Source organism: Novosphingobium sp. PhB55 (genome assembly GCF_004368805.1).
Taxonomy (GTDB): domain Bacteria; phylum Pseudomonadota; class Alphaproteobacteria; order Sphingomonadales; family Sphingomonadaceae; genus Novosphingobium.
In genome coordinates, this window is record NZ_SODQ01000010.1 from 89,660 (window position 1) to 114,265 (window position 24,606).

The 24,606-nt window shown below is 64.1% G+C and carries 15 protein-coding genes; 4 read left to right on the forward strand and 11 right to left on the reverse strand.

The genetic code is table 11. From position 1 onward, the window contains the following. Positions 1-35: 35 nt before the first annotated feature. Together EDF57_RS22605 and EDF57_RS22610 are read left to right on the forward strand one after the other, a co-directional pair. Entirely contained in the window at positions 36-1,301 is a 1,266-nt protein-coding gene (locus EDF57_RS22605; protein WP_134095950.1) for an MFS transporter, read from the forward strand. Further along, entirely contained in the window at positions 1,298-2,314 is a 1,017-nt protein-coding gene (locus EDF57_RS22610) for a LacI family DNA-binding transcriptional regulator (protein ID WP_134095951.1), read from the forward strand. Before EDF57_RS22605 ends, EDF57_RS22610 begins: the two co-directional genes overlap by 4 nt. 276 nt (positions 2,315-2,590) lie before the next feature. On the opposite strand, the gene EDF57_RS22615 is transcribed toward EDF57_RS22610, so the two are convergent. Beyond that, the gene (locus EDF57_RS22615) at positions 2,591-3,751 is read right to left on the reverse strand and encodes an acyltransferase (protein WP_134095952.1); all 1,161 of its coding nucleotides are present in this window, start codon (positions 3,749-3,751) and stop codon (positions 2,591-2,593) included. Then, positions 3,748-5,241 carry a hypothetical protein gene (locus tag EDF57_RS22620; RefSeq protein WP_208324939.1) on the reverse strand — a complete coding sequence of 498 codons (1,494 nt, stop codon included), beginning with the start codon at positions 5,239-5,241 and terminating at the stop codon, positions 3,748-3,750. The genes EDF57_RS22615 and EDF57_RS22620 overlap by 4 nt, the downstream gene beginning before the upstream one ends. 393 nt (positions 5,242-5,634) lie before the next feature. On the opposite strand from EDF57_RS22620, the gene EDF57_RS22625 reads away from it, so the two are divergent. Together EDF57_RS22625 and EDF57_RS22630 are read left to right on the forward strand one after the other, a co-directional pair. After that, complete coding sequence (locus tag EDF57_RS22625; protein ID WP_134095953.1) at positions 5,635-8,151, forward strand: calcium-binding protein; 2,517 nt, start codon at positions 5,635-5,637, stop codon at positions 8,149-8,151. A gap of 76 nt (positions 8,152-8,227) precedes the next feature. Next, a complete protein-coding gene (locus tag EDF57_RS22630) occupies positions 8,228-8,422 on the forward strand; it encodes a hypothetical protein (RefSeq protein WP_134095954.1) in 195 nt (64 codons plus the stop codon). Positions 8,423-8,636: 214 nt separating this feature from the next. On the opposite strand, the gene EDF57_RS22635 is transcribed toward EDF57_RS22630, so the two are convergent. The 9 genes from EDF57_RS22635 to proP all read right to left on the reverse strand — a co-directional run bounded on the left by EDF57_RS22635 (position 8,637) and on the right by proP (position 24,536). After that, positions 8,637-9,182 (reverse strand): calcium-binding protein, encoded by a 546-nt coding sequence (locus EDF57_RS22635; RefSeq protein ID WP_134095955.1) that lies wholly within the window; start codon positions 9,180-9,182, stop codon positions 8,637-8,639. A 486-nt stretch (positions 9,183-9,668) separates the two neighbouring features. Further along, the gene (locus EDF57_RS22640) at positions 9,669-12,335 is read right to left on the reverse strand and encodes a S8 family serine peptidase (protein WP_134095956.1); all 2,667 of its coding nucleotides are present in this window, start codon (positions 12,333-12,335) and stop codon (positions 9,669-9,671) included. A 509-nt stretch (positions 12,336-12,844) separates the two neighbouring features. Then, positions 12,845-13,309: a hypothetical protein gene (locus tag EDF57_RS22645; RefSeq protein WP_134095957.1), complete on the reverse strand. Its 465-nt coding sequence runs from the start codon at positions 13,307-13,309 to the stop codon at positions 12,845-12,847. A gap of 381 nt (positions 13,310-13,690) precedes the next feature. Next, a complete protein-coding gene (locus EDF57_RS22650) occupies positions 13,691-15,334 on the reverse strand; it encodes a hypothetical protein (RefSeq protein ID WP_134095958.1) in 1,644 nt (547 codons plus the stop codon). A gap of 158 nt (positions 15,335-15,492) precedes the next feature. Continuing rightward, positions 15,493-16,782, reverse strand: coding sequence for a polysaccharide pyruvyl transferase family protein (locus EDF57_RS22655; RefSeq protein ID WP_134095959.1), 1,290 nt, complete (start codon positions 16,780-16,782; stop codon positions 15,493-15,495). 13 nt (positions 16,783-16,795) lie between these two features. After that, complete coding sequence (locus EDF57_RS22660) at positions 16,796-18,148, reverse strand: FAD-dependent oxidoreductase (protein WP_243841237.1); 1,353 nt, start codon at positions 18,146-18,148, stop codon at positions 16,796-16,798. Between the two features lie 1,214 nt (positions 18,149-19,362). Next, positions 19,363-20,418, reverse strand: a complete 1,056-nt coding sequence (locus EDF57_RS26245) for a MucR family transcriptional regulator (RefSeq protein ID WP_134095960.1) — start codon at positions 20,416-20,418, stop codon at positions 19,363-19,365. Between the two features lie 245 nt (positions 20,419-20,663). Further along, entirely contained in the window at positions 20,664-22,931 is a 2,268-nt protein-coding gene (locus EDF57_RS22670; RefSeq protein ID WP_134095961.1) for a glycoside hydrolase family 3 N-terminal domain-containing protein, read from the reverse strand. Positions 22,932-23,090: 159 nt separating this feature from the next. Then, positions 23,091-24,536, reverse strand: coding sequence for a glycine betaine/L-proline transporter ProP (gene proP, locus EDF57_RS22675; RefSeq protein ID WP_243841238.1), 1,446 nt, complete (start codon positions 24,534-24,536; stop codon positions 23,091-23,093). Between the last annotated feature and the right edge of the window lie 70 nt (positions 24,537-24,606).

Consider the following 24,606-nt stretch of genomic DNA (forward strand, 5'->3'; position numbering starts at 1 on the left):
CCGGCCCGTTTGCCTTCGCCTGCCGAGTGCCATAGATGTCCACCATGTCGCTTTCCCCCCCGATCAGCCGCACGTCCGAAGCGCAGGAATCGGTGACCCGCCGCCTGTTCTGGCTCTCCATCGGCGTGTTCTTCATCGGCGGGTTCCTGAGCGCTTCGGTCGGCCTCCTGGTGCCGCAGCTCAAGTCGGTGCTGGCGCTGGACTACAAGAGCGCGCTGCTGATCCAGCTGGCTTTCCACTCCAGCTACTTGCTGTTCGCCCTGCCGGCGGCGCTATCGGTGGTTCGAATCGGATATATGCGGGCGATCGCGGCGGGGCTGACCGTCATGGCGGCGGGTTGCCTGGCGCTGGTGCTCGCGCAGGGAATGCGGCAATTCCTGTTGGTGCTGGGAGCATTGCTGCTGCTTTCGGCCGGGCAGACGGTCCTGCAGATCGCGGCCAATACGGTGGTGACGGTGATCGGCCCGTCGCGGCGCTCGGCTTTCCGGCTCAACCTGCTGCAGGGCTTCAACTCCCTCGGCACCGTGCTTGGCCCGCTGGTGAGCGCGCCGTTCCTTCTGGCCGACATCGCCCCCGGCGCGCGCGTGGAGGTGACCGCGTCGATACCCTTCATCGCCATCGGGGCAGGACTGGCGACGCTGGCCACGTTCTACATCGCGCACCGGGCATTACTGGCCGACGCGCCGTCCGCCGCGGGCGACTATCTCCCGCGGGACTGGACCCGGCAGATCTTCGCCGTGCTCGGCGAGCGCCGGCTTCTCTGGGGTGCCTGCGCGATCTTCCTCTACGTGGGCGCGGAAGTGACGATCGGGACGCTGATGACGAACGTGCTGATGCTGCCGAACCGGCTGGCGCTGGAGCCGGTCAGTGCCGGGCGACTGGTCAGCCTCTACTGGGCGGGGGCCATGATCGGCCGTTTCGCCGGGGCCTGGCTGATGACCTGGATCGCCGAGGCCCGCTTGCTGGTCTACGCGGCCCTGGCGGCGATCATGCTGACGGTGGCCGCGGCCCTTCTGCCCGGCGCGGCTGGTGCCGGCGCCCTGATCGCCGTCGGTCTGTGCAACGCGATCATGTACCCGACCATCTACGCGCTCGCCATGCCGCGGGACAGCAGCAAGGCCCCGCTGGCCTCGATGTGGCTCTGCATGGCGGTGGTCGGCGGGGCGATCGTGCCGCTGCTTACCGGCATGGCGGCTGACGCGATCGGCCTGCTGCCGGCACTGCTGCTGCCGGCGGCCTGCTACGTGGGGATCGCCCTGTTCGCCGCCCTGTGCGTGCGCGGCGGGGAGGCAGCGTCTTGAGCATCGTCACGATCAAGGATGTCGCGGCCAAGGCCGGCGTCTCGCCCAAGACGGTGTCCCGCGTCATCAACGGCGAGGCCTATGTGCGGCCCGAGGTGCGGGAACTGGTGCAGAAAGTCGTGGCCGAACTCGACTATCGGCCCAATGCCTTTGCGCGCAGCCTGTCCAGCTCGCGTTCCTATTTGCTGGGCCTGTTCATCGACGATCCCGTCTCGGGCTATGCGACGGACGTTCAGCACGGAGCCTTGATCGGCTGCCGGCAGCGCAGCTACCACCTGGTGGTGGAGCCGGTCGATCTGACGGCGCCCGATTGGGAGAGCCAGGTTCGCGGCAGTATCGCGGCGCTCCGGCTCGACGGGGCGATCGTCGCCCCGCCGATCTGTGACGAAGCGGCGCTGATGGCCGTTTTCGCCGAGTCCGGCCTGCCCACCGTTCTTGTCGCGCCCAGCAGCGCCCCGCCGGCTTCGGGAACGGTGCGCATGGACGATCGCCGTGCAGCGCAGGAGATGACGGAATATCTGCTGGGCCTCGGCCATCGGCGGATCGGTTTCGTCCAGGGCCCGATCAGCCATAGCGCCTCGGCGCGGCGTGAAGAGGGCTTCCGCAAGGCCATGGCCGCAGCGGGCGTCACGGTCGATGAGGACTGCATCGTGCGCGGAGACTTCAGTTCGCGCACGGGCATGGAACTGGGTGAGCGCCTTCTGGCCCTGCCGGAACGCCCCACCGCGATATTCGCCTCGAACGACGACATGGCGCTCGGGGTGCTGATCACCGCGATGAAGCATGGCATTGCCGTGCCGGAAAGGCTCTCTGTCTGCGGCTTCGACGATGCGCCGTCTTCCCGGGCGGCCTGGCCGCAAGTCACGACCGTCCGCCAGCCCAAGGCGGAGATGGCGGCGGCGGCTGTCGATATTCTGGTGAACCCGCAGTTCCGGCAGAAGGCGGGGGACGAGCACGCGCATCTGATGCTGCCGCATGAACTCATCCTGCGCGGCAGCACCGGCCCGGCATAGTTGTGAGGCGCGGTAAGCGGGGCGAAAATTGCCGGGCCAAGGGTCGTGAAAACGGAGCGCGTCAGGGCCCTCCAGTGGCCGGCCGCTGTCCTTGAGAGTGCTGGGCCGGGGATGTGCGCTCTCAGGCTGGACGGAACGGAGCCCAGGATCGATCTGGACATTGCCGAGACCTTGCTGCGGCCGATCATCTGCACATCCGGCACTTGAGAAAACGCATGCAGTCCCGCGGGTCCGTCTTGCATGTGATCATGTCGCACCAGGACTCGTCAGGTCCATTCACGAGTCTGCGGTTTCGTGGCGGAGTCTTCTGGCGCTCACGGGATTTGCGGGCGATTTGCGCCCCGGTGATACTTCCACGCCGGGCTGCCGATACCGCGCTTCCAAGGCCTTGCGAAGAATGCGTTGGGCGGGGCGGTCATAGAAAGTGGTAGCGAGGGCGGCCACGCCCAGGATGACCGGAACCATCAGGTAGGCTTCGAACCCGGCATCGCTTCTTCCGGTCAATCTTTCGGAGAGGCCCGAATAGAGCGCGAGGAAGGGGACGTGCAGCCCGTAGACGGCGTAGGAAATCGTGCCGAGGAACCGGGCGCCCGGCACAATGCTCTGGCGGCCCGAGCATACTGCCAGCACGAGCGCGGCCGGCAGTGCCAGGGTCGTCATGGCAACCACCCAAGATACATCGCTCACCGGCAGGGCCAGCGCCGCCACGGTCACCATGATCGCGATCGCGGCAGCGCCTCGCCCCAACACGGGCAGCCGATCGCGCGCCGCGTGGATCAGGAGTCCGGTGAGGAAACCGAACGATACGCGCGCCATGCCGCCCGCCAGCGTCGGCCCGCTCCAGCCGAGATCCATTGTCCCGTGATGGCGCGCCAGCAGGCAGAGGCTGACCAGGGTGAGGATCGCGAGCAAAGCCAAGGTGCCGGGGCGTCTGGCGACCAGCCATGCCGCCCATATCAGGTTGATGACGATTTCGAAGAACAGCGACCAGAGGGGGCCGTTGATCGGGAAAACTTCCCAGCCCGTTGCCGATCCGTGCCACCATTTCGGAAGCAGCAGTCCATTGAGCAGGGCGCTTCCCAGGATCGTCGGCAGGTCGTCCGACCGCGAGGGCGCCGCGTACCAGCGGGTGAGCGCGTAAGTCGTCCCGAGACAGACGCCGAGAACCACGATCGGCATCATCCGAGCCATGCGCCGCATGGCAAATTCGGCGAAGGTCATCTCGCCGGTGAGCCGCCGTCCATAGGCTTCCGCCAGGACGAAGCCGCTCAGCATGAAGAAGAAGTCGACCGCAAGGTAGCCGTTGGCAGCGACCACCGGCGCCCCGATGCGCGTCCCGATGTGGAAGAGCAGGACGACAAAAGCCGCAATTCCGCGAAGTTCATCCAGGAGACCATATCGATCATGCGCGTTGGTCAACGCCGTCGCCGCGGTCATGAGGTTGCAGCTCCGCTCGGCAGAAGCGCCGCTTGATCCATCGGGGCTGCACTGAGCGATGCCGGAGGGTGCGCGGGCGACCCTTCCGGCACATGACCCATTCCCCTTCGCTGTGCCTGGGCGATGGCAAGGGCGGCGGTGATGCCGAACCCGAACCCGGTCAAAGGCTCGAAGTTGGCGTCAGCGATCATCAACGACACGACGATCATCGGCACATAGGAAAACCGGAATGCCGACATGATGATTTCGGATTCCACGGTCGCGTATCGCGGGGATCGAAAGAACGATTGCGCCGCGAAGGCGTAGAACAGAATTCCGCCCAGTATTCCCGTTGCGCTCAACACGGCGACGATGCTGCTGGAAGAGCGGGTGCTCCCCAGGCCAATCCCGAAGCCATGGCTGTCGAACAGGCTGGAAAGCGCGATCACCCGCCACATTCCGCGTTCCTCGTACGACAGGGAGGATGTCTTTTGCAGAACCATCCGATCGATCAAGGCCAGTATCGGATCGAGCAAGCCCGGTTTGAACAGCAGCGCCAGGGTTATCGCGACCAGTATCGTGACGAGAACGGACAATTCGCCCATCAGGCCTTGCCTGTATACATGCGCGCCCCGACCTTGCGCATGGGCGCGTAGCAGCCATTCCAGTGCGGCCATCGCCGCGAACACTGCCAGCCCCACATAGGCGGCGGAAGACTTGGACTGCCAGCACAGGACGACCAGCAGGACGAGCAGTATGGGGCATATCCTGTCGCGCAACGTCTGGCTCAGGATTGCGCGCCGGTAGAAGTGCAAGGCGCAGAGGAATCCTAGGCAGTAATTTCCGAAGGCCGAGGCTTCCGGCATGAGGCCGACCACGCGCTTCGAGCCCAGCACCTCCACTTCGGTCGCGAGGGCGTAGGAAGCCGTCCGAAAGGGCGCGAGCACCGCGGCGAGAGGCAGGTATTGGCTGGCGAAGTCGAGCAGTCCGGTTGCGATCAGCATTGCGGCGCCCAGGCAGATGGACTGGAGGGCATGCTGGCGCATTGCAGGATTCTGGAGCAGTCTGGCCATGGCAAAAACGGTGAAGACCGAGATAGTCATGTAGACCCATTGCGACAGGTTCTGCGTGGTTGGATGCAGCGGCACGGGCGTGCTCAGAACGCCGCGAACCGGCACGACGAGGATGTCTCCGGCGAACAGGTGCGGCATGAACAGCGTGGCGACACTGGCGACGATCCAGAAGGCGAAAAGGCACAGCAGCCGGTCCGGCAGGAGCGCCAGCGTGAGGAAAGACGAAGGCCCGCCGCGAGTGAGGAAGGTCTTGCCGATGACAATCAGCGCCACGATCGGTGTCGCTACGAATGTCAGGCCGCCGGTGAGGTTGGTCGGGATGGCGGCGCAGGCGCCGAAGGGCATCGTGGCGAAGAACAGGTAGAGCGCGAAAGGCGGCCGGCCGATGATGGCGCAACAGATGAGGAGCCAGAACAGGACGATGGGAACGGCGTTCATGACGCGACTGAAACTGACGCCAAGGTTTCACGCCCCGGTGCGCTTCCTGAAGCATTGCTGGCTCTGGCGGGTATCAAGTCGATCTCCGAAGACGTCGCCCTTGCGAGTGCGGACTGGCGTTACCTTAGTCCTGCAGACGTCGATCTTGCAGCGCGAACATCTCCGAAATCGACGTAACGGCCCGCAGTTCAACAGGAAGCATGGCCATTATCGATGTTTGTTGCAGCATAACGGCCGTCCAATCGGCGGAAAGCGCAGTATCTATAAGTAACAATACGTGATCGGTACGGAACAGTCTGTCAGGAGAGATGTTCGCGCGGATAACCATGCACTTACATCGATTGGTACTGTCTGCGGCGCATCTGGAGCGAAACCATTCCACGAGGCCGTTTCATGACTATCGTTCTGGGTGCGCAAACCCATTTCAGCCAGGGTTGGAGCCCCTCTCTGCTCGATGCCGCAGCAACGCTTGGCGCCGAGGCCATTCGCGACAGCATTCCCTGGGGCGCCGTGGAGACGGCGGCCGGTCGCTACGACTTCACGGTGCCGCAGGCCGCCTGGCTCGATCGGGCGCTGGGACAGGGGCTCTTCGTCACGCTGACTTTCGCCCATGCCAATGCTCTCTATGACAAGGGTTTCACCGTCTACAGCGATGCGGGCCGGCAGGCATTTGCCGACTTCGTCGTCGCCACTCTGAAGCGCTATCCCGGCGTAGGCGCGATCGAGATCGGCAACGAATACAATTCGAACTCGTTCGTTACCGGCCCGATCGCCACTGCTTCGGCCGCCGAGCGTGATGACTACTATGCCAAACTGGTCTCCGCGGTAGATACCGCGCTTGGCAAGGCCGGCATCGAGGTGGAAATGGTGGGCGGGGCAACCCATTCCATTCCGGTCGATTATTTTGCCGATCTCAAGGCGTTGGGGACGCTGGATCTTCTCGACGCGATATCGATCCACCCCTACACGACGCCGCCCGAGCAGTTTGCCGACCAGATCGGCGTGCTGCGCGGCGTGATCGGCAATCGGATCGAGATCCGCGTTACCGAGTTCGGCGGCAATTTTGCTTCCCTGGATGAGGCGCCCGCCTATCTGGCCAAGATGCTCAGCGTCATGGGGGCGGCCGGGATCGAAAGCGCGAGTTGGTATGCCCTGGCGCGGCAATCCTATTTTCCGAACATGGAGCTGTGGAACACGGCTGCGGGGCAGGCCACGCCGGCTGGTGAGGCCTTCCAGTTCCTCGACGGCCTGTTGGCAGGCGCCCCGACGATCGCGCGAGTGGCCACCGATGATTTCACCTACTTCTATACCTTCGGAGACAATGCGGCGGTGCTCTGGGGGCAGACCGGCTCGGTTTCCCTGGCCCCGGGGGTTGCCGCCTACGATCTGGAGGGGAACCGCATCGCCCAATTCGATGGAAGGATTTCGGCAGACCAGCCGATCATCCTGAAGTCCGAAGGCGCGATCTCGGCTGCATCGGTGGCCTTTCATGCCGGGGCGCTCGTCGCGGACAGTTTCGACCAGTTCGACGTGACCAACAAGGATGCCGCCGGCACCGGTTTCGAAGGCCCCTGGTCCTACTTCACCCGGTCGGGAACGGGGCAGACGACGGCTCTCCAGACCATGGGCGGAGGCTTGAAAAGCGGGGAACCCTGGACGCCCTACCTGGGATCGCAATGGCTCCGCCCGCTAGAGGTCAATGCGACCACCGTGACGCCCGTGGACTTTTCCGGCGGGACCAGTGCCGCCTCGCGCTATGCCGTCCTGGAGCGATATACGTCTCCCGTGGCCGGTCTCTTCACGATCAAGGGCGACTACGACGTGGGCGACCAGTCCAAGGATGGCATCTATCTCACCGTGACCGTCAATGATCTGCAGATCCTGCAGCAGCACGTCTACGATCCGGCCCACGGCAATCGCTATAGCTTCAGTCTCGACCATGTCAGGCTGGCGGCGGGCGACCGGGTGGAGTTCACGGTATCGTCGGGTGCCAATGCGACCGGCGACGCCACTGCCCGGCATATCCAGATATTCTCCGAGGCGCCGGCGCTCGCGGCGATGGCCGAGGTCCCTGCTGCGGACTGGAGCAATGCCAAGGCAGGCGTTCGGCTGGATCTGGCGGCGGCGAGTGCGGTGGTCGATGGCAGGAAAGTCGCCGTGAGCGCGTCCGACGCGATTGGCTCCAGCCACAACGACATCCTTTCGGGCGATGCTCGCGGCAACCACCTGGAGGGCGGCGCGGGAGACGACCGTCTGCTGGGGCTCGATGGGGATGACGTCCTGATCGGCGGAAGCGGCGCGGATCGTCTGGACGGCGGGCACGGGGCGGATCGCATGGAGGGCGGAAGCGGGGACGACACGTATTATGTCGACAACGTTCGGGACCAGGTCATCGAGCACATGGCGGGAGACGGCGTCGATACGGTCCGTTCCGATGTGGACTTCGTTCTGGGCGACTGGATCGAGCATCTCTATCTGACCGGCACCGATGATATCGACGGAACCGGAAATGCGCTGCCGAACATCATCTATGGCAATGACGGTGCCAACGTGATCTCGGGCGGTGGCGGTGCGGACAAGTTGCAGGGCGGAGCGGGGGCGGACGTGTTCCTGTTCGACGTGCTGGAATCCGGCCGAAACGCCGATATCATCCTGGATTTCACGCATGGCGTGGACCGCATCGCCATCGACCGGGATGCCTTCCCAGGCATCGCTGGCTGGTCGGCGGGCGTTGTGGAGGGCTTTGGAATCGGAAATCAGGCGACGAGACCCGACATGCACCTGTTCTACGATCCCGCGATCGGCATGCTCTACTACGATGCGGACGGCGACGGTGCGGCCTCTGCAGTTGCCTTGGCCAGTCTGCGCGGAAAGCCGATGATCGATGCGACCGATGTCATCCTTTTCTGATCCGCGCGGCCCGGCGGCGACCGACGGCCTTGCGGAGGCCAGGATGCACCGGACTGCCGCCGTGCCGGAGGGGGCAGTGCCTCGATCTTCACCCTGGGCGGCAGCGCATCGCGGACGGGATCCCGGCGAGCGCGCGCGCCTCTGTCGTTCGACGGCAGCACTGGAGCATGTCTTTGCAAGCGAGGAGCCGCGGCGACCGATGCTGGGGCTGGCGGTGGCGGCAAGTCTTTCCGCCTTGGCCTGGGGCTGCCTGCTGACGCTCCTGATCTGAGGTTCAGGTCTGGATTTCACTGCCCCGGTGTCAGGCGGTGTCTCCAAGGCATACTGAGTTTCTGCTTAGCCTTGGACCGCCTATCCGCGCTTGGACAATGCCGAGATAGGGCCGCCGTTGGGCGACATTCGCGCGCGCCGCGCGCCCCGCCCTATGGACACGAAGAACCGGAGAAGGATGGGCCTTCTCCGGTTCTTGTCGTGTGCCTTGGGTGTCAGGCGACGAGAATGTCCGCATCGACGAGGTGGACGTCGTAGAGCATTACCGAAGTGCTGCCGTAGGTCAGGATGGTATTGTCTCCAAAGAACGAGATCGAATATCCGGCACCTTCCGTCAGCTGGACTTTGTCGATGCCCTGTTCGAAATCGAACACTTTGTCCGACCCATCGTCCTTGTCGAACTGGAAGATGTCGGAGCCGGTTACGGACGGGTCGTTGGGGTCGTCGCCATAGAGCACGTCGTTGTCGGCACCACCCTGGATGATGTCGTCTCCGGCGCCGCCATAAAGGCGATCGTCGCCGCCGCCGCCGTGGAGCGTGTCGTTGCCGTCGCCGCCGCGCAGCTTATCCGGCGAACCCTGGCCCCAGAGAATGTCGTCACCCTCGTCACCATAGAGATTGTCGCTGTTCGCGCCGCCCTGGATGATGTCGTTGCCGCCATTGCCGTGCACGGTATCGTTGCCCTGGCCGGACAGGATTTCGTCATTGGCCGAAGTGCCCGACAGGATATCACCAATCGAAGATCCATCAATTATTGCCACGGGATGTTCCTTCCGAAAATCGTTGAGTCATGAATCGCGATAATTCGACGACGATTGTGCCGGCTTCCCGATTATCTCTTCAGCAAATCACGCCCACTCAAGAGACTTGGCGAAGTTCCCCTGTTGCCCAATTCCCGTTTGGTGGATCTGGAACAGCAATTCGACCTACTCTCTATCGTGACAGACGAATACTCCGTATCTTGATGGAGTGGCAATAGAATAAATCATCATGACGGCGCTGATAGTGCAGTATTAATTCGTTACGGATCTAATACTAAGTATAATTGCTTGGATCATGCCGTACCTGTCTATGTGGAAACAGGCCTGTTCAAGCGCTTGGTTGAGACGATACAGCTTTCGGCCTGTCCGATACGGACGAGGATTGTTCTGCGGAAACGGAAAAAGGGCCCCGATCGATCGGGGCCTTTTCCTTGGCTGCATCCTGCCGGAGCGTCGGGGCGATGCCGCGAGAGGGTAGCCGGATTCTCAGGCCCATAGCAGGCCGGCGTCGGTGTCGGCCATGTGCAGGCCGTCCATGCCGGTGCCTTTCAGGCGGGCCAGGAGGTGGTCTCCGGCCTCGTCATGCATTTCGAGATAAGTGCTGCCGGCGCTGGTGACGATGTCGAACGTGGCACTGTTCCCGGCGCCGGTGATGAGGATCCGGTCGCCTTCGGCGGCATTGAAGTCGTAGATCGTGTCCATGGCCGAAAGGTCGGCGGAGTCGAACACGAATGTGTCCGCGCCGGCTTCGCCATAGATACGATCCGCGCCGGTGCCGCCGAAGATCCAGTCGTTGCCCGCGCCGCCCATGATCGTGTCCACGCCTCCGTCTCCGTAGAGGTAGTCGTGCCCCTCGTCGCCGTAGATCGTGTCGTCGCCGTTGCCGCCGTGAATGCCGTCATCGCCGGCCATGCCGCGCAGCTTGTCGGCGCCGTCCATCCCGTCGATCCGCTCGCCTGCCGCGGTTCCCGTCAGGCGGTCGTCGGCGGCCGTGCCGTTGAGGCTGGCGGCATAGACGTGATTGGCGTCGCCGTAAGGGCTGGTTGCGGCATGCTCCGTCGGCGTGCCGGAAGCGGGGGTTTCGACGGTGACGCCGGAGCCGCCGCCCGCAGGCTCGGACGGAACTTGCGAGACGGGCTGCCCGGCCGAGACGCCGCCTGCGGCCAGCAGCTTGGCCAACTGGTCGTAGGAATAGGTCCCGTCCGAGAAGGTGAAGCTTTCCACGTTGCACACGCTCGACACTTCGCCCGCCTTGGCGGAGATCAGCAGCGCGCCCGAGGCGGACATCGATCCGGCGATCTTGGACACCGCGCAGTTCAGCACCAGGCTGTCCACGCCTTGTCCGCCGTCGATCCTGTCGTTGCCGAAGCTGAAATAGATCACGTCGTTGCCACGCCCGGCGTTCAGGGTGTTCGCGGCACTGCTGCCGATCAGCGTATCGTTGCCGTCACCCGTGTAGAGGTTTTCGATCGTGTTCGCCGTCAGCGAGAGCGTGACGCCGGCGATCGAGCTTGCCTTGGCCGCCGTCAGGTCGACGACGGAGTTCGTCGTCACGGCTGCCGCGTTGATCGTGTCGATGCCGGCATTCACATCCTGCAGGACGCTGCGGTGGGCTAGATCGTCACCCTGATAGAGCACGCCGAATTCGTTGGTGTAGATATACGTGTCGTTCTTCGAGACGGCTGCGTCGCCCATCAGGGTCAGGGTGGCGCCCTTGAACTTTCCGTTGAGCGGCACGCCGGTCTTTTCCGTGGCTGCGGGATCACGGTTGTAGATGTCCACCTTCCAGGTGCCGGCGGAATCCTCGCCCATCGATGCGACCGAGCTGAAGGTGAAATTGCGGATGCTGCCCACGCGCGTCTCGGTTGGAAGGTCGTAGACGAGACGGACCTGGGTGCCGTCCGGCGATGTCAGGTAGACGTCGATGTCGCCGGAATTCAGCCAGTTGAGATCGATGGAGAGCTGCACATGCTCAAGGTTGACGGCGTCGGTGATCGGAATGTCCAGCGAGATGTGGTCGTTTGAACCGGCCACCAGCGTCTGCGCCGAGGCGACGGTCTTGCTGACGCTGGCCATGTTCGCGAAAGTCTGCTGCTGGTCCCAGGTCTCGGCCAGGCGGACGGCGTCGTGGACGTTGAGGAAGCCGTAGCCGAAGGCGTCGCTGAAGTGCAGGCCGCCGCCGTTGAAGTTGTCGGCGCCGTTGGTGCGCCAGCCGTCGCCGAAGTTGGCGCTGTCGCTCAGGCCGACGCGGTGTGCGGAATAGGCCAGGATTTCCTGTACGTCGCGAAAGCCCAGGTTGGGGTTCGCCTGGAGCATGAGGCCGACCGCGGCCGAGACCGCAGGCGCGGCGAACGAGGTTCCGTTCACGCTTTCGTAGCGGTCGTTCAGGGTGGTCGTCATCACATCGCGCCCGGCGGCGGATACTAGCACGTTGGCGCCCAGGCTGTTGAAGGAAGAGGGGCTGCCGTCACTGTCGACCGCGCCCACGGCGATCGCGTAAGGCGAATTCTGGAAGTTGTGATAGTTGGAGATGCCGGTCGTCCCGGCATTGCCCGCCGCGAAGACTACGGAGGTGCCCAGGCCGCCGCGACCTTCGGAAACGGCGTGGACCAGCGCGGCCTTGTATTCGGGATTGACCGCGAAATTGTCGGCAAAGTTCTCGACGAAGCTCCAGCTGTTGTTGGCAACATCGACCGCCGCGGACTTTTCCAGCGCCGCGGCGATCTGGCCGGCCGCATTGGCAGCGGCATAGTCGACGCCGTAGCCGACCAGAGTGGCGCCCGAGGCTATGCCCACGGTGCCCACGCCGTTGCCGGCCTCGGCTGCGATCACGCCCGCGACAAGCGTGCCATGCGATGCAGGAAGCGCGGTGGCGCTGATTGCGACGTTGTCCGTGCCGGACGCGAAATTAAAGTCGAGCGCGGTATTGTAGGCCTTCTTCAGATCGGTGTGGCGAAAGTCGATCTGGGTGTCGATCACGCCAATCTTCACGCCCGCGCCATTGTAGTCCTTCCAGACGGAATAGGCATCGATGCTCAGCTTCGAGCGGGTTGATCCGTCAAGATACCACTGCTGCTTTTCAAGAAGATCGCCGTAATACGGGGTGAGACTTGCGGCGCCCGAAACAGAATTGCTATTGGTCTTGGTGCTCATGGCTCGAAACTCGCTATTGTCCAAATAGGTTCGATGAAATTCGGACCTGAATGGATCGGAATGGGGTGTTCAGCGAGGAGCGTTTTTGCGGAATAAAACTAATTACGGGCTTCTTGGTGCAGTAAATTGAAATTAGGTTTCGCCAGTGCTGTATCTGTACGATTTGTTTCTAGGATTTAGGTATTATTCCGGGTAATTTAGAATCGACGAGCCGGTCGCCGCGGTTTTCTTCAATGGGGACAGGCGATTGGCAGTGCCGCGAGAAAGCTGGCGTTAACCATAGGGCCGGCTGGCCGCCGATTTTGGTGCTTCCGGCAAGGAATTCGAGACGCAAATCTACGCAGAATTCCGCGGCGCTCGGGACTAAGGAGTTGGACTTAGGCGAACAGATTTTTTCAGTCTGCGGCGTTTGCGGGCCCTGCGAAATGGGCGAGCCTTGATATGAGCGTTGAATGTCCGGGATCGCCCGAAAAGGCGGATGCTTCCGTCCCAGGCTTGGCCAACTCCGGCTAGGAGAGGTGATCGAGGCGCTTTATGCGCGCCAGGTCCTTCGGACGGCCGAACCTCTGAAACATCCCGCGAAGTTCCTGCAACTCCGGTACGAAAATCGTGATGGCGCCGATGGTTACGGCGCGGCGGGTGGCGGGCAGCATGGGTCGCCACACTCCATCCAGATCGCGCAAGACGAAGTTTGCCATGAATTCGGCAACCAGTGGGCAGGCTTCCCATCGGCCAAAGATCTCGGATCGGAAGCGTGGGTGGTTCGATTGAGGCTCCTGCGCGATACCGATTCGGGCGGACAGGCGCTTGGCATCGTCGATACTGAGCATGACATCCACGTCCGAGACAGTGATTGGCTGCGCTCCGTGGATCGCTGCAGCCGCGCCGGAAATGATCCACCAAGGGTCGCGAGCGTCCGCCAAGATCGATCCCACGGCGACAATGGTTTCGTGAAGTGGATCGGGCAGTGTCATTCCATGACGGTTGCCCGATTGCACTGCCGGCTGCAAGCGGACGATAGTGGCGAGGCGGGGCGTGTTCCGCTGTCTTCAGGGCTTCGCCGATGTCGTCTGAACCTTGTCATAAGTCCATCGCGGCGCCGCTCAGGCTTCGTTCGGTCCGCTGGGAAGTTTGCTCATCGCGGTTCCGGAACAACCGTTGGCCTGGGGTCCTGAAACAAGTTCAGGATGACGGGGCGGCCCAGCGCTTCAACCAGTGCTCCGTCGCGGGGCCCAGGGCGGTTGAATGTTTGAGCCCCTTGGACAAGGCTTGTGATCCGGCCCTGTCCGCAGTGTTTCGGGCATACTGCTGCGCCGCCTGGCCGAAAGCGCCTGTCGTGCGCTAGAATCAAGGTTTCATCGCATGATCGGCAGCTTTTGTCCTGTGCTGGGTCGGCCTGAAGGACAGGCCGCAGGATCGAACACACGTATGCGGTATCGGGTGGCGCTGTCTCGCGCCGTGCCATTCCACCCGATCGAGAAAGTCAGGCTCCGACCAGCCTGGGCCTGAACTTGCCTATCGAACAGGAAATGGGGCGCTTGCTGGATAAGCGATACCTGCCCGTCATTTACCGAGAATGAAATTGCCGCACCGGCCGCACCGGGATTTGCCGCCGTGAATTCGCCGACGATGTGCAGAGTCCGGGTATGGGCAGACCTATTTTCCAGCAGCAGTTCTGCTCCGGGACCTGGCAAAGCGAGGTCTGCCGCGAGCCGCGGAAGCGCGGCGTCTTTTCGACCGAGATAGGGCGTCCAGGGCACGCCGTCGTTCTGCTGACCGGGCATGGTCGCAAGGGGCACCCTTCCCGTGGCCGTCTGCGCGTAAGCCGTGAAGCCAGGCGGAGCACGGGATGGCCGGACTGGGTCATCGGGAAATGTGAAGCCCAGAAAGCTGTCGGCAACAAGGGGAGAGCAATCGAGACTCACGTTCTCGCCAAGAACCAATGGCTTGCGGCCCCGGAGTATCAGAACCCGGGTTTCGTCGAGCTTGAGACCCGCGTTATCGATCCGAGCGCCCGTGGCGTCGAGGGCCGTCACGGCGACCGGGTCCAGCCGGATGGCGCGCGGCGCTCCCCAGACCGCCCAGAGGTTCGGCCCGAAAGCGTGGATGAATGTAAAGGGATCGGGGCTGAGATTGCGCGCTGGCATCGACGTGAGCTGCTCGGTCACGAACCGAAACGCGCGGCCTGCCGTGGTTGGTGTTCCGTCCCGGCGCAGTAGCGGGACGAAACCGTCTCCCCGCTCTCCCAGCGGATACCAGTCCATTTCGGCCGCGCCCAGCGACGCAAGGGTCGCGTAGGAACGCACGAGTTCATCCGGCGCCGTCTGCGGATTTTGGCTTCCGAATTCCGTGATGTGGAGGGGCTGGTTCCGCAAGGCGCTCTGGCGCCGAAGCACGCCGATCTGCGCCGGCAACTGGTCGATCGGCGTCGTATAAGGATGGAGCGCCAGACCTTGCAGGTATCCCGCGCCGGGGGCGTCCAGCAGCGGCCAGAGAAACCCGCCCGGCAGCGAGTGTACCGATCCGCCGATCACGCGAACTCGGGCATGGGCCGACCTCACGCCCTCGGCGGCGCTGCCCACCATGGCCAGATGGTAGGCCCTTCTGCCTGCAAGATCGGCGTTCTTCACCGGCCCGTTTACGAAGTTGGCGCCGTTGATCTCGTTGCCGACCTCGATAGTGTCGATCGCCGGATAGCGTTTCACCAGTTCAGACACGAAGCGGCTGAAGGCCGCCAGAGCTTCGGGCGAATGGGGCGTCTGTCCGCCGTCATAGAGTGGGTTGCCCCAATTGAGCGTTACAGTCAGCCGGGCGCCGCCGGCGGCCAGTCGCTCGGGAAACCGGGTCATCGGCGTCTCGAAGGTATATTGCCCCTTGGTCTTCTCGACATCCGCCCAGCGAATGCTGTCGCGCCAGTTCGTCAGGGGAAGAGCCAGTGCGGCCGAGAACATCGCTCCGTTCCAGCCCTGCGAGAAGTTCGAGGCCGCTCCGAGCCGCATCGGTGCAACAGGGGAGGCCTGCTCCGGCGAAATGATTGCCCGGGGCCTAGTGGTCAGCGCGCCTATCTCGATACGGTGACGCACTGGCCGGAGAGGCGCCTGCCAAGCGGCAACCAAAGCTGCCATGGCGGCCAAGGCAAGGGCAGCAAACCTCAAGATCATGCCTTCATTACGGCCTGAATGATTTCGGCATGGAGCATGGCGACACCTGCGCGTGCCTGCTCCATGACGGCAGCGTGCGCCTCTGCTTCAATGCCGCAGGCCATCGCCCTGCCGAGCAAAGCGCCAGCGGCCTGGGGAGAGGTGTTGAACGGGTCGATCAGCCAATCGCCGCGCGCAACGGATTGGACGAAGGAATCGAGTTTCGTATCCCATTGCAGCGCCACGAAGGGGACGCGGTACGAATAGGACGCAATAACGGCATGCATTCGGAACGCGACCAGGCCCTGGAAGCCGCCGATCAGGATTGCAAGTTCGGCGGGTGTTTCGGGTTGGGCATGGGAAAATCTCTCGGACCACGTGCTGGACTGGAGCGCCGCCCGGACGCGGAGCGCGCAAGCACGGTCTTCGGGGCTCCCGTTGGTGAATAACCTGACCTCATGCCCGGCGATGGCGAGTTCCTGCGCAAGATCGCAGTACCAGCGCTCCAAGCCGCCGGTCTCAACCGGCTGGCTGGAGTGGTAGCGTACGGCGACGGGGCTGGTGATATTGAGCCCTATGACGCTTCGGCCCGTCCGGGTCGGCAGTGCTTTCATTCCCGATTCGTATCGATAGGATGCAAGCAAGCCGGGATCGGGGACCACCAAAGCCGGCAAGCCGTGAGCGTCCCCGAATTCGGCGTTCCACAACAGGCGAGAGCGTTCGTCTCGCAGGAACACGCCGCGTACCACGCCTCGTTCCAGCGCCCGGCGCATGCGTGCATGGCCCTCTCGGCTCCAACCCGAGGACATGCCGCAGCCATAGATGAAGGCCGGCAGGCCGCGTTGCTCTGCGGCCCGTATGGCCAGCGCGATCTTTGTCGGAAAATTGAGATCGAGATCGACGATCAGATTGCCGCCACCGATGACCACGCATTCCGCGCCGAGCAGCGCGGCACTATAATGCGGTTGCCATCGGCGGCGCGACTGGATTGCGAGCGGCAGGCGCACGGAAAGCTGTCTGACGGGGGGGGGCAGCATGTGCAGCGCCCGGATCAGCGCGCCGCGTTGCGCCGGGCCGGGGCCATACGCTTTTCGTCCTGCCAGATCAACCGAGCGGGTGTCGGCATGGGCGCCGCAATCGATCAGGGCCTGTTCGAGGCATTCTGAAAGCAGGCCGTCGCCCAGGTTCGGGCTGTACTTTACGTTGAAGATCCTCACGCGGAGCGGATTGCTCCGCGCGCCGTCCTGTGATGGATTGAAGTCTCGCGGGACGCCTGGAAATTCCTGCGCGGCAATTGAATAGGTCATCGCTGCAAGGTCCTCATGCGGCCAGCTCCGAAGGGCGGGCGGCGGCCTGTGCCATGCCGAGGTGGCGCGAAACTTGCGCGATCACGCCGGTGGAGGTGGGGAGGTATTCGAAGCGACCCTGACGGCCTACGGTAATGACTCCGGCTTGAGCGATCCGTTCCAGCACCGCGTCGACCGTCTTTCGGGCGCCGATGCGGTAGAGCGGATAGCAGCTCTCGACATGGTCGTGGCCCTCCAGGCGCAGGCCTCGGGCGAGGCCGAGTTGCTCTGCATGGGAGCGAAATGCCTCGAAGGTGGATTGCGGATCGTGCGGGGATCCGGGTGCCAGTGTGGTTTCAACCGAGAAGTAACGCCTCGCGATGGCGGGGTCGGGATAGAGACGCGAATAGATCGTGGCGCGCTTCCATGCGCCATCGGCGTGAAAGTTGAAAAGGACGTTTCCGGTATCGGGCCTTAGCCAGTCGGCGGAAATGTAGAGCGTGGTCATGTCGAGGCTGTTGAGGTTCGAAGACTGGGAGAAGAGAGCGCGGTGGAGCGTATCGAGGGGCACTGTACTGACGACGACCCCGGCCGTGCGAGTGCTGCGGTCGGTTTGAACCTTGAAGATGGGACTATCCTTGCGGAGCGACAACAGGCGTTCGCCGAATGCAAAGGTCGCGCCGCGAGAAACGAGATGCCGAACTATGGGATCGAACAGTGCGTCGAAGCCTTGGCGCGGTCTGACGCGCATCGGCCAGTGTTGTGCGGAGTGGTGCAACTTTTGGGAGAAAATCGCGCGCGCTGCGCTGCGGGCCAAGTTGCTCGTACGCGAGAAACGTTCGATGATTGCCATGCGGCGAAAGAAGAACTCTTCGTCTATCTCGCTGGGGCAAACGTGGTGAAACCGAGTGACATAATGTTCCAGCCCGGTATCGGCGAAGAAACGATTGCCCAATCGCTTGCGGCAAAGCGTGTCGAGGGAGCCGTCCGGCGTCAGACGAAGGCGTGAGGCGAGGAGATCCAGCACTGAGGCTGCCAGGCGCGGTGCGGATTGACGGAGCAGGTCACGCGGCTCGATCGGATAGAGCAGGACCGATCCGTCGGGCGCGACCCGTCGCTGAATGCTTGAGACTTTCGGGCAGAGCTCCCGCAGCGATGGGGCGAGATCGAAGATCCGGGCGGTTTCTTCGTAGAATATGCTGCCGACGTCGAAAGTATAGGCCCCGATCTGTCGGCTGCGGTGTGTGCCGCCGGCGCGATTCTGCTGATCGAGAACCAGAACGTCATGACCGGCATCCAACAAGTGTGTGGCGGCGGCAAGACCCGCGACGCCTGCTCCCAGGACGATGACGGTTTCCGCTGGTGCCGGGAGCGGGCGCTCGCTCACAGGGAGGTCGCGGCTGTGCAATCGACACTATGGCGGGGCCGGACGGGTTCATCCATCAATATGATGGGTATGTGCCCAAGACAATTACCGAGGGCGGGGGGCAGGGGAACGTTCGGTCGCGATCTCATTGTTTCCTCACGTTTGCTGGACTACGCTTCAGTAGCGATGCGGTTCAGTTATACTGTTTCGATCCATCGCCGCAATTCGATCAGAAACCGTTTTGGCGGAGTAGATCGGTATTGGATGCTTCTCCAAAAAGAGCGATTTACTGAGTTAGAGCGGCTCTATACGTCGAGTGGGGAATGATTGGTGTCTGTCTGAATCGGTCGCCGATATGGTGAGGGGAATGGGAAACGCATGGCGATCGCAATAGCGCGGAAGCGTAGCCTCAGAGCGGAAGCGGTCGGTGCCTCTGGCGAAGAGACTTGGATTGGGGCGACCGACAGTAACTTCTTTCTGGTCCATGGAGGCTAGGTACGGTTCGTCGAAAGGTCAGTATTCGGGAATGCAACGTCGTGTGCCGCGCAAGTTACCAGCTATTCTATCCCGGATGCGGGTCTTCGGCCACTTGTTGCGAGGTCTGACAGGCCGCCTAGAGGGGCCTCGGCGGTTCAGGCGGGCTGGGCGGGCGCGAGTAGGCAGGCATGGCGGCTGGCACCGGCAAGCCGCCGTCTGCAAGCTAGCGTTCGGACGTTGTCGCCTGCGAGTGCGCGTCAGCAGGTTAGCGTCCGCGTAATGGCTCACGCGGCGGGCGCGGTTTGCGGGTGGCAGGTCGCGAGGCATGGAAAGCTGCGGGGCAGGTCGCCGACGGTTCGGGGCGCGGTGCGAGCAAGCGTGCACGGCGTGGCGGCGGCAAGCTCGCGCGCACAGGATTTTGGCCGCGGCGGTCGCGTTCCGGACGGCTGGTTGTGAAACCCGGTAGGCTACGGAGGAAGGTGCGGACAGTTTGGATGCAGGGCCGGCGCTGGCGGGCGTCTATCGCGGTTGGCTCCAGAAGGCATGCGTCTGGAAGTCGGCGCTCGCAAGTGCATGTCTGCGGGTTAACGGCCGCAACATCGTGGTCGCGGCGGTCGCGGTTTCCGTGCACGGCGGCGGGGATCGGGAGGCCGGGAGGGGTACGGCAACCAGCGAACGTCGCACGATGCAGACCTGAGGGCGGCAATCGTAGGGAGGCACGCGGCCCGGCAGGGTTTGTGCCTGCCGGGCCTGGCGTTTTACTCCGGCTGGTTGGCCGGCTTGGCGGGTTCCGTCTTCGCTGCAGTGTTGCGCGGGGCGGAGGACGTCTTGGTTGCGCTCGACTTGGCGGTGCCGGTCGATGCGGACTTGCTGCGCTTGGGCTTGGCAGGTGCTGCAGGCTTCTTTGCGGCATTCGCGGGATCGCCCGCAGGGGCTGCAACTTTCGCTGCGGGCTTGGCGGTGGCTGGGGCTGCCGGTTGAGCGGCCGGCGCAGTGGTCGCTCCGGTTTCAGCCGGCTTGGCTGCCGAAGCAGCAGTGGCGGCGGGCTTGGCGCTCTTCGGCTTGGCTGGTGCGGCCTTCTTGGCCGCGTCAGGCTTAGCGGCGGTCTTGGCGGCAGCAGGCTTGCCCGGCTTCGATGCCGACTTGGCAGCGGGCTTTGCTGCCGGGGTGGAGGTTACCGGAGCTTCTGCCGTCTTGGCCGCTTGGGGAGCGGTGCCGCTCTGCGGTTCCCGGGCGAAGCGCTTCTTGCCGCCGCGCGACTTGCTCGCGCTGTCACCCGTGGCCGACGACTTGGCCTTTACTGCCGGAGCCTTGGCTGCGGGCGAAGTCTTGGGCGCTGCCGGAGCAGAGGGAGCGGCCTTCGCTTCGGGAGCGGGCTTGGCGGGCGAGGTTGCGGTTGCCGCGGTGTCGCGCTTGGCGGCACCGGGGCGACCGCCCAGGCCCATGCGCTGGGCGACGGCGCGGCGATGCTCGGAATAGGCCGGGGCGACCATCGGGTAATCCGCTGCAAGGCTATAGCGCGTGCGATATTCGGCCGGGGTCATGCCGTTATTGGCCAGGTGGCGCTTCAGGCTCTTGTAGGGCTTGCCGTCGATCAGGCTGAGGATGTGCTCCTTGGAAGCCAGGCTGTCTTCGACAGACACGGCCGGCTTGTGGACTGCTTCGCCATCGGCGGCCGACTGGCCGGCAAGGGCCGAACGGGTCTGCTCGATCAGGGCGGCCAGTTCGTTGCTGGGCACGCTGTTGTTGGCGACATAAGCGCTCAGCAGTTCAACTGTCAGACGCGTGAGGTCGGGCTGTTCGCTATCGGGCATCACATGCTCCCTTGGAGTTTTGCGAGGAGGATCCTGTAACGCTGTCCTCGCACGATTGACGTAAATAAACAGGAAATCCTTTGCGGGCCAATAGTCAATTTGGAGGGATGCCAGTTGCGGCCCATCCTGACGGCGTTTGGCACAGTGTGCGCGGTCGAATACTATGGTGTCACCGGTTCCATCGCACCGCTTGCTGCAGTGCAACAGGTGCGGCGCCTTGGCCCCGTGCAAACATAGGGCGCGCCCTAGGTCGTCGGTGCCGCGGCATAGAGTTCGATCTGCGAATGCAGTCCTCCTGTCGAGGATTGACCGACCCAGATGTCGAACAGTCCGGGTTCGGCGATCCGGGCGTTGCCGGCGCCGACGAATTCCAAGTCCTTGCGCGCTAATGGGAAACGTAGGGTCTTGCTGTCGCCGGGATCCAGTGTCACGCGCTCCATGCCCTTGAGTTCGCGGATCGGGCGGGTGCGGCTGGCGACGCGGTCGCGCATGTAGAGCTGGACGACTTCGCTGCCCCGTCTACTGCCCTTGTTGGTGATCCTTACCGAGATGTCGACAGTCTCGTCCCAGCGCATGGCGGTGTCCGAAAGCTTGAGGTTCTCCAGCACGAATTCGCTGTAGCTGAGGCCGTGTCCAAAGGGGAAACGCGCGCTGTTGTCGGTGGTGGTGTAGCGGGCGCGATACTCGGTGCGGTTGTCGACGACCGGGCGGCCGGTGGACTTGCGGTCGTAGAAGAACGGTTCCTGGCCCGATTCCCAGGGGAAGCTGACCGGCAATTTGCCCGAGGGATTGACCTTGCCGAACAGCACGTCGGCCACGGCATGGCCCGTCTCGGAACCGAGGAACCAGGTCGCCAGGATGGCCTGGGCATTGGCGACCCCGTCGTGAAGCGCCAGCGCGCGGCCGTGGCGCAGCAGGACGACGACCGGCTTGCCGGTCGCGGTCACGGCATCCGCCAGGGCCTGCTGGGCGGCGGGAATCTCGATGGTCGTGCGCGATTGCGCTTCGCCTGACATGGTCTGCGATTCGCCCAGCGCGAGCAGGACGACGTCTGCCGCCTTGGCCGCGTCCACGGCCTTGGCGATGCCGCCGTCCATCGCATTCTCGATGCCGCAGCCGGGCGTGATCGTCAGCCTGGCCGGGTCTGCCAGCGCTGCGCGCAGACCGCTGGCGATGTCCACGCCCTTGCCCGGGTCCCCGTAGAACGCCCAGGGGCCGTAGACATTATCCTTGTCCTCTCCGAACGGTCCGATCAGGGCGACCTTCTGGCCTTGCGCGGGGTCCAGCGGCAATAGGCCGCTGTTCTTGAGCAGGACGATGGAGCGCCCGGCAGTTTCTCGCGCCAGTTCGCGATGGGCGGGCGTGGCGATGTGAGTGCGTTCCACCTCCTCGTCCAGCGAGCGCCAGGGATTGTCGAACAGGCCCATGGCCATTTTCACATAGAGGATGCGCCGCACGGCCACGTCCACCGTGCCCATCGGCACGGCGCCGCTCTTCACCAGATCGGGCAGGTAGCGGACGTAGAGCCCGCTCTGCATCGACATGTCGACGCCTGCCAGCACGGCAAGGCGCGCGGCGTCGCGTTCGTCTTCGGCATAGCCGTGAGCGATCAGTTCCTCGTCGGCAGTATAGTCCGAGAAGACGAAGCCGCGGAACTCCATCTCGCCGCGCAGGATGTCGGTGAGCAGGGCGCGGTCGGCGGTGGCGGGCACCCCGTTTATCTCGCTGAAGGCCGCCATGGTGGTGAGCGCGCCAGCGGCGAAGGCGGCGGAGAAGGGCGGTAAGTGGGTTTCGCGCAGCGTTTCGTCGCTGATGTCTACGCTGCCGTATTCCAGGCCGCCCGCGACGGCGCCATAAGCGGCGAAGTGCTTGGGGCAGGCGAGGAGCGAGTCGGCGCGGCGCAAGTCGCGGCCCTGGAAGCCGCGTATCCTGGCCGCGGTCAGCAGCGCGGTCAGCGTGACGTCCTCGCCCGATCCTTCGACCACGCGGCCCCAGCGCTGGTCGCGCGCGACATCGGCCATGGGCGCGAAGGTGAGGTGCAGGCCGGCGGCGGTGGCTTCCACGGCCATGGCGCGGGCACTCCGCTCGGCCAGGGCAGGGTCGAACGTGGAGGCTTCGGCGAGGGGTACCGGGAAGATCGTCTTGAGCCCATGGATCACGTCGCCGGCGAAAAGCAGGGGTATGCCGAGGCGGCTTTGCTTGACGGCAAGTTCCTGGGCGCGGCGGGCGCCGGCTACGCCAATGCCGTTGAACAGGCAGCCCACGCGGCCCTTGCGGATCTCTTCCGAGAGGCGCTTTTCGTCCTGGATCCCGGCTTGCGGATTGGGCGGGTTGAAGGGGCGGAAGGCGTCGGCAAGGCAGGTCATCTGCCCCGCCTTTTCCTCGATCGTCATGCGCGCGATCAGCGCGTCCACGCGGCTGACCTCGTCGGCGGCGAACGTGATGCGCGGCAGGCCGAGGGCGGCGGCGCCTCCAAGGATGCCAGAAAGGACGGCGCGGCGATGAATGGTCATGGAAACGAGAACAGGATCCGAGTGATGCAAACGATGCCCCCGGAACGCGGCTAGAGATATTATTGTTGCACTGCGGCACAAAAGCGACCGGCCGGGTGTCGCGTGGGACAACCGGCCGGTCGTGGTTCTGTCAGGCCGGGAAGGCCAAAAACGTTGAGGTCAGGCGGGGCTGGCGATCATGACCGCGGGCCGGGCCTTCGGCGCTTCCGGGGCCATTCCCGGGATGGCGTCGTCCACGGTGACGGGCTGGCCGCTCTTGATGAGGGCGATGGCCTCGCGCCGGTTCTCCACGGCGGGCGGCGAACCGCGAAGCGGCATGCCGGCGGTCTCGCGCACGGTGAGCATCGTCAGGATGCCGATCGCGGCGGCGCCCATCAGGTAATAGGCCGGAACCAGCGGATCGCCGGTGCGGCTGACCAGCCAGGCGGTGACCAGCGGCGTCGTGCCGCCGAACAGCGAGACCGAGAGGTTGAAGGCGATCGACAGGCCGCTGTAGCGCACGGGGGTGTAGAACAGCGCGGGCAGGGTGGAGGGCATCGAACTGGTAAAGCAGACCAGCGCCACGCCCAGCGTCATCAGGCCGAGGAAGATCAGCCAGTCGTTCCCGCTGCCGATCAGCAGCATGCTGGGGATCGACAGGACCATCAGCGCCACGCAGGCGCCGATGATCATCGGCCGGCGGCCGAGGCGGTCGCTGAACAGGCCGCCGACGACATTGAGCGGCATCATCACCAGCATGACCAGGATGATCAGCAGCAGGCCCTTGCTCTCGGCATAGCCCATCGTCACCGTCAGGTAGTTGGGCATATAGGTCAGCAGCATGTAGTCGGTCACGTTGAAGACGAGGACCAGTCCCACGCACTTCAGAAGCTGGCGCCAGTGCAGGCGGAACATGTCCGACAGGCCGGGGCGGTCCGCCTCGCGGGCGTCGACCTGCTCGCTATAGGCCTGGAACGCCGGGGTCTCTTCCAGCTTGAGGCGCATGTAGAGCCCCAGCAGGCCGAGCGGGCCGGCGACCAGGAAGGGCACGCGCCAGCCCCAGGACAGCATGTCCGCATCGCTGAGCGACATCTGCAAGGCCGTGACCGTGCCGGCGCCGGCGATATAGCCGCCGAGCGTACCGAATTCGAGCCAGCTGCCCATCAGGCCGCGCTTCTGGTCGGTCGAATATTCGGCGATGAAGGTGGCGGCGCCGCCATATTCGCCGCCCGTCGAGAAGCCCTGGACGAGCCGGGCCACCAGCAGCAGGGCCGGTGCCGCCAGGCCGATCCGGTCATAGGAGGGAATGAGGCCGATGGCGAAAGTGCCGGCCGCCATCATCACCATGGTCAGGGCCAGGATCTTGTGGCGCCCGTAGCGATCTCCGAGCGGGCCGAACACGAGGCCGCCAAGCGGGCGCACGAGGAAGGCCGCCGCGAAAGTCGCCAGAGTGGCGATGAGCTGAACCGTGGGGTTGCCCGAGGGGAAGAAGACATGGCCGAGCGTGACGGCGATGTAGCCGTAGACGCCGAAATCGAACCATTCCATGGCGTTGCCGAGCGCGGCAGCGCCGACCGCGCGCTTCAGCAGCGAGCGGTCTACCAGGGTAATGTCGTCAATGGCCATTTCACGGCGGGATTTGAACCAGCCGAATTGCGCATGTTGCGCAGCGGCGCCAGATTGCGCATTTCGCGCA

Bases quoted from the DNA above. Each gene is read 5' to 3' on its own strand.
- proP (WP_243841238.1), bottom strand. From the start codon at position 24,536: ATGGCCATTGACGACATTACCCTGGTAGACCGCTCGCTGCTGAAGCGC.
- EDF57_RS22655 (WP_134095959.1), bottom strand. From the start codon at position 16,782: ATGACCTATTCAATTGCCGCGCAGGAATTTCCAGGCGTCCCGCGAGAC.
- EDF57_RS22620 (WP_208324939.1), bottom strand. From the start codon at position 5,241: ATGAACGCCGTTCCCATCGTCCTGTTCTGGCTCCTCATCTGTTGCGCC.
- EDF57_RS26245 (WP_134095960.1), bottom strand. From the start codon at position 20,418: ATGCCCGATAGCGAACAGCCCGACCTCACGCGTCTGACAGTTGAACTG.
- EDF57_RS22670 (WP_134095961.1), bottom strand. From the start codon at position 22,931: ATGACCATTCATCGCCGCGCCGTCCTTTCTGGCATCCTTGGAGGCGCC.
- EDF57_RS22625 (WP_134095953.1), top strand. From the start codon at position 5,635: ATGACTATCGTTCTGGGTGCGCAAACCCATTTCAGCCAGGGTTGGAGC.
- EDF57_RS22650 (WP_134095958.1), bottom strand. From the start codon at position 15,334: ATGCGGCTCGGAGCGGCCTCGAACTTCTCGCAGGGCTGGAACGGAGCG.
- EDF57_RS22645 (WP_134095957.1), bottom strand. From the start codon at position 13,309: ATGACACTGCCCGATCCACTTCACGAAACCATTGTCGCCGTGGGATCG.
- EDF57_RS22615 (WP_134095952.1), bottom strand. From the start codon at position 3,751: ATGACCGCGGCGACGGCGTTGACCAACGCGCATGATCGATATGGTCTC.
- EDF57_RS22640 (WP_134095956.1), bottom strand. From the start codon at position 12,335: ATGAGCACCAAGACCAATAGCAATTCTGTTTCGGGCGCCGCAAGTCTC.
- EDF57_RS22605 (WP_134095950.1), top strand. From the start codon at position 36: ATGTCCACCATGTCGCTTTCCCCCCCGATCAGCCGCACGTCCGAAGCG.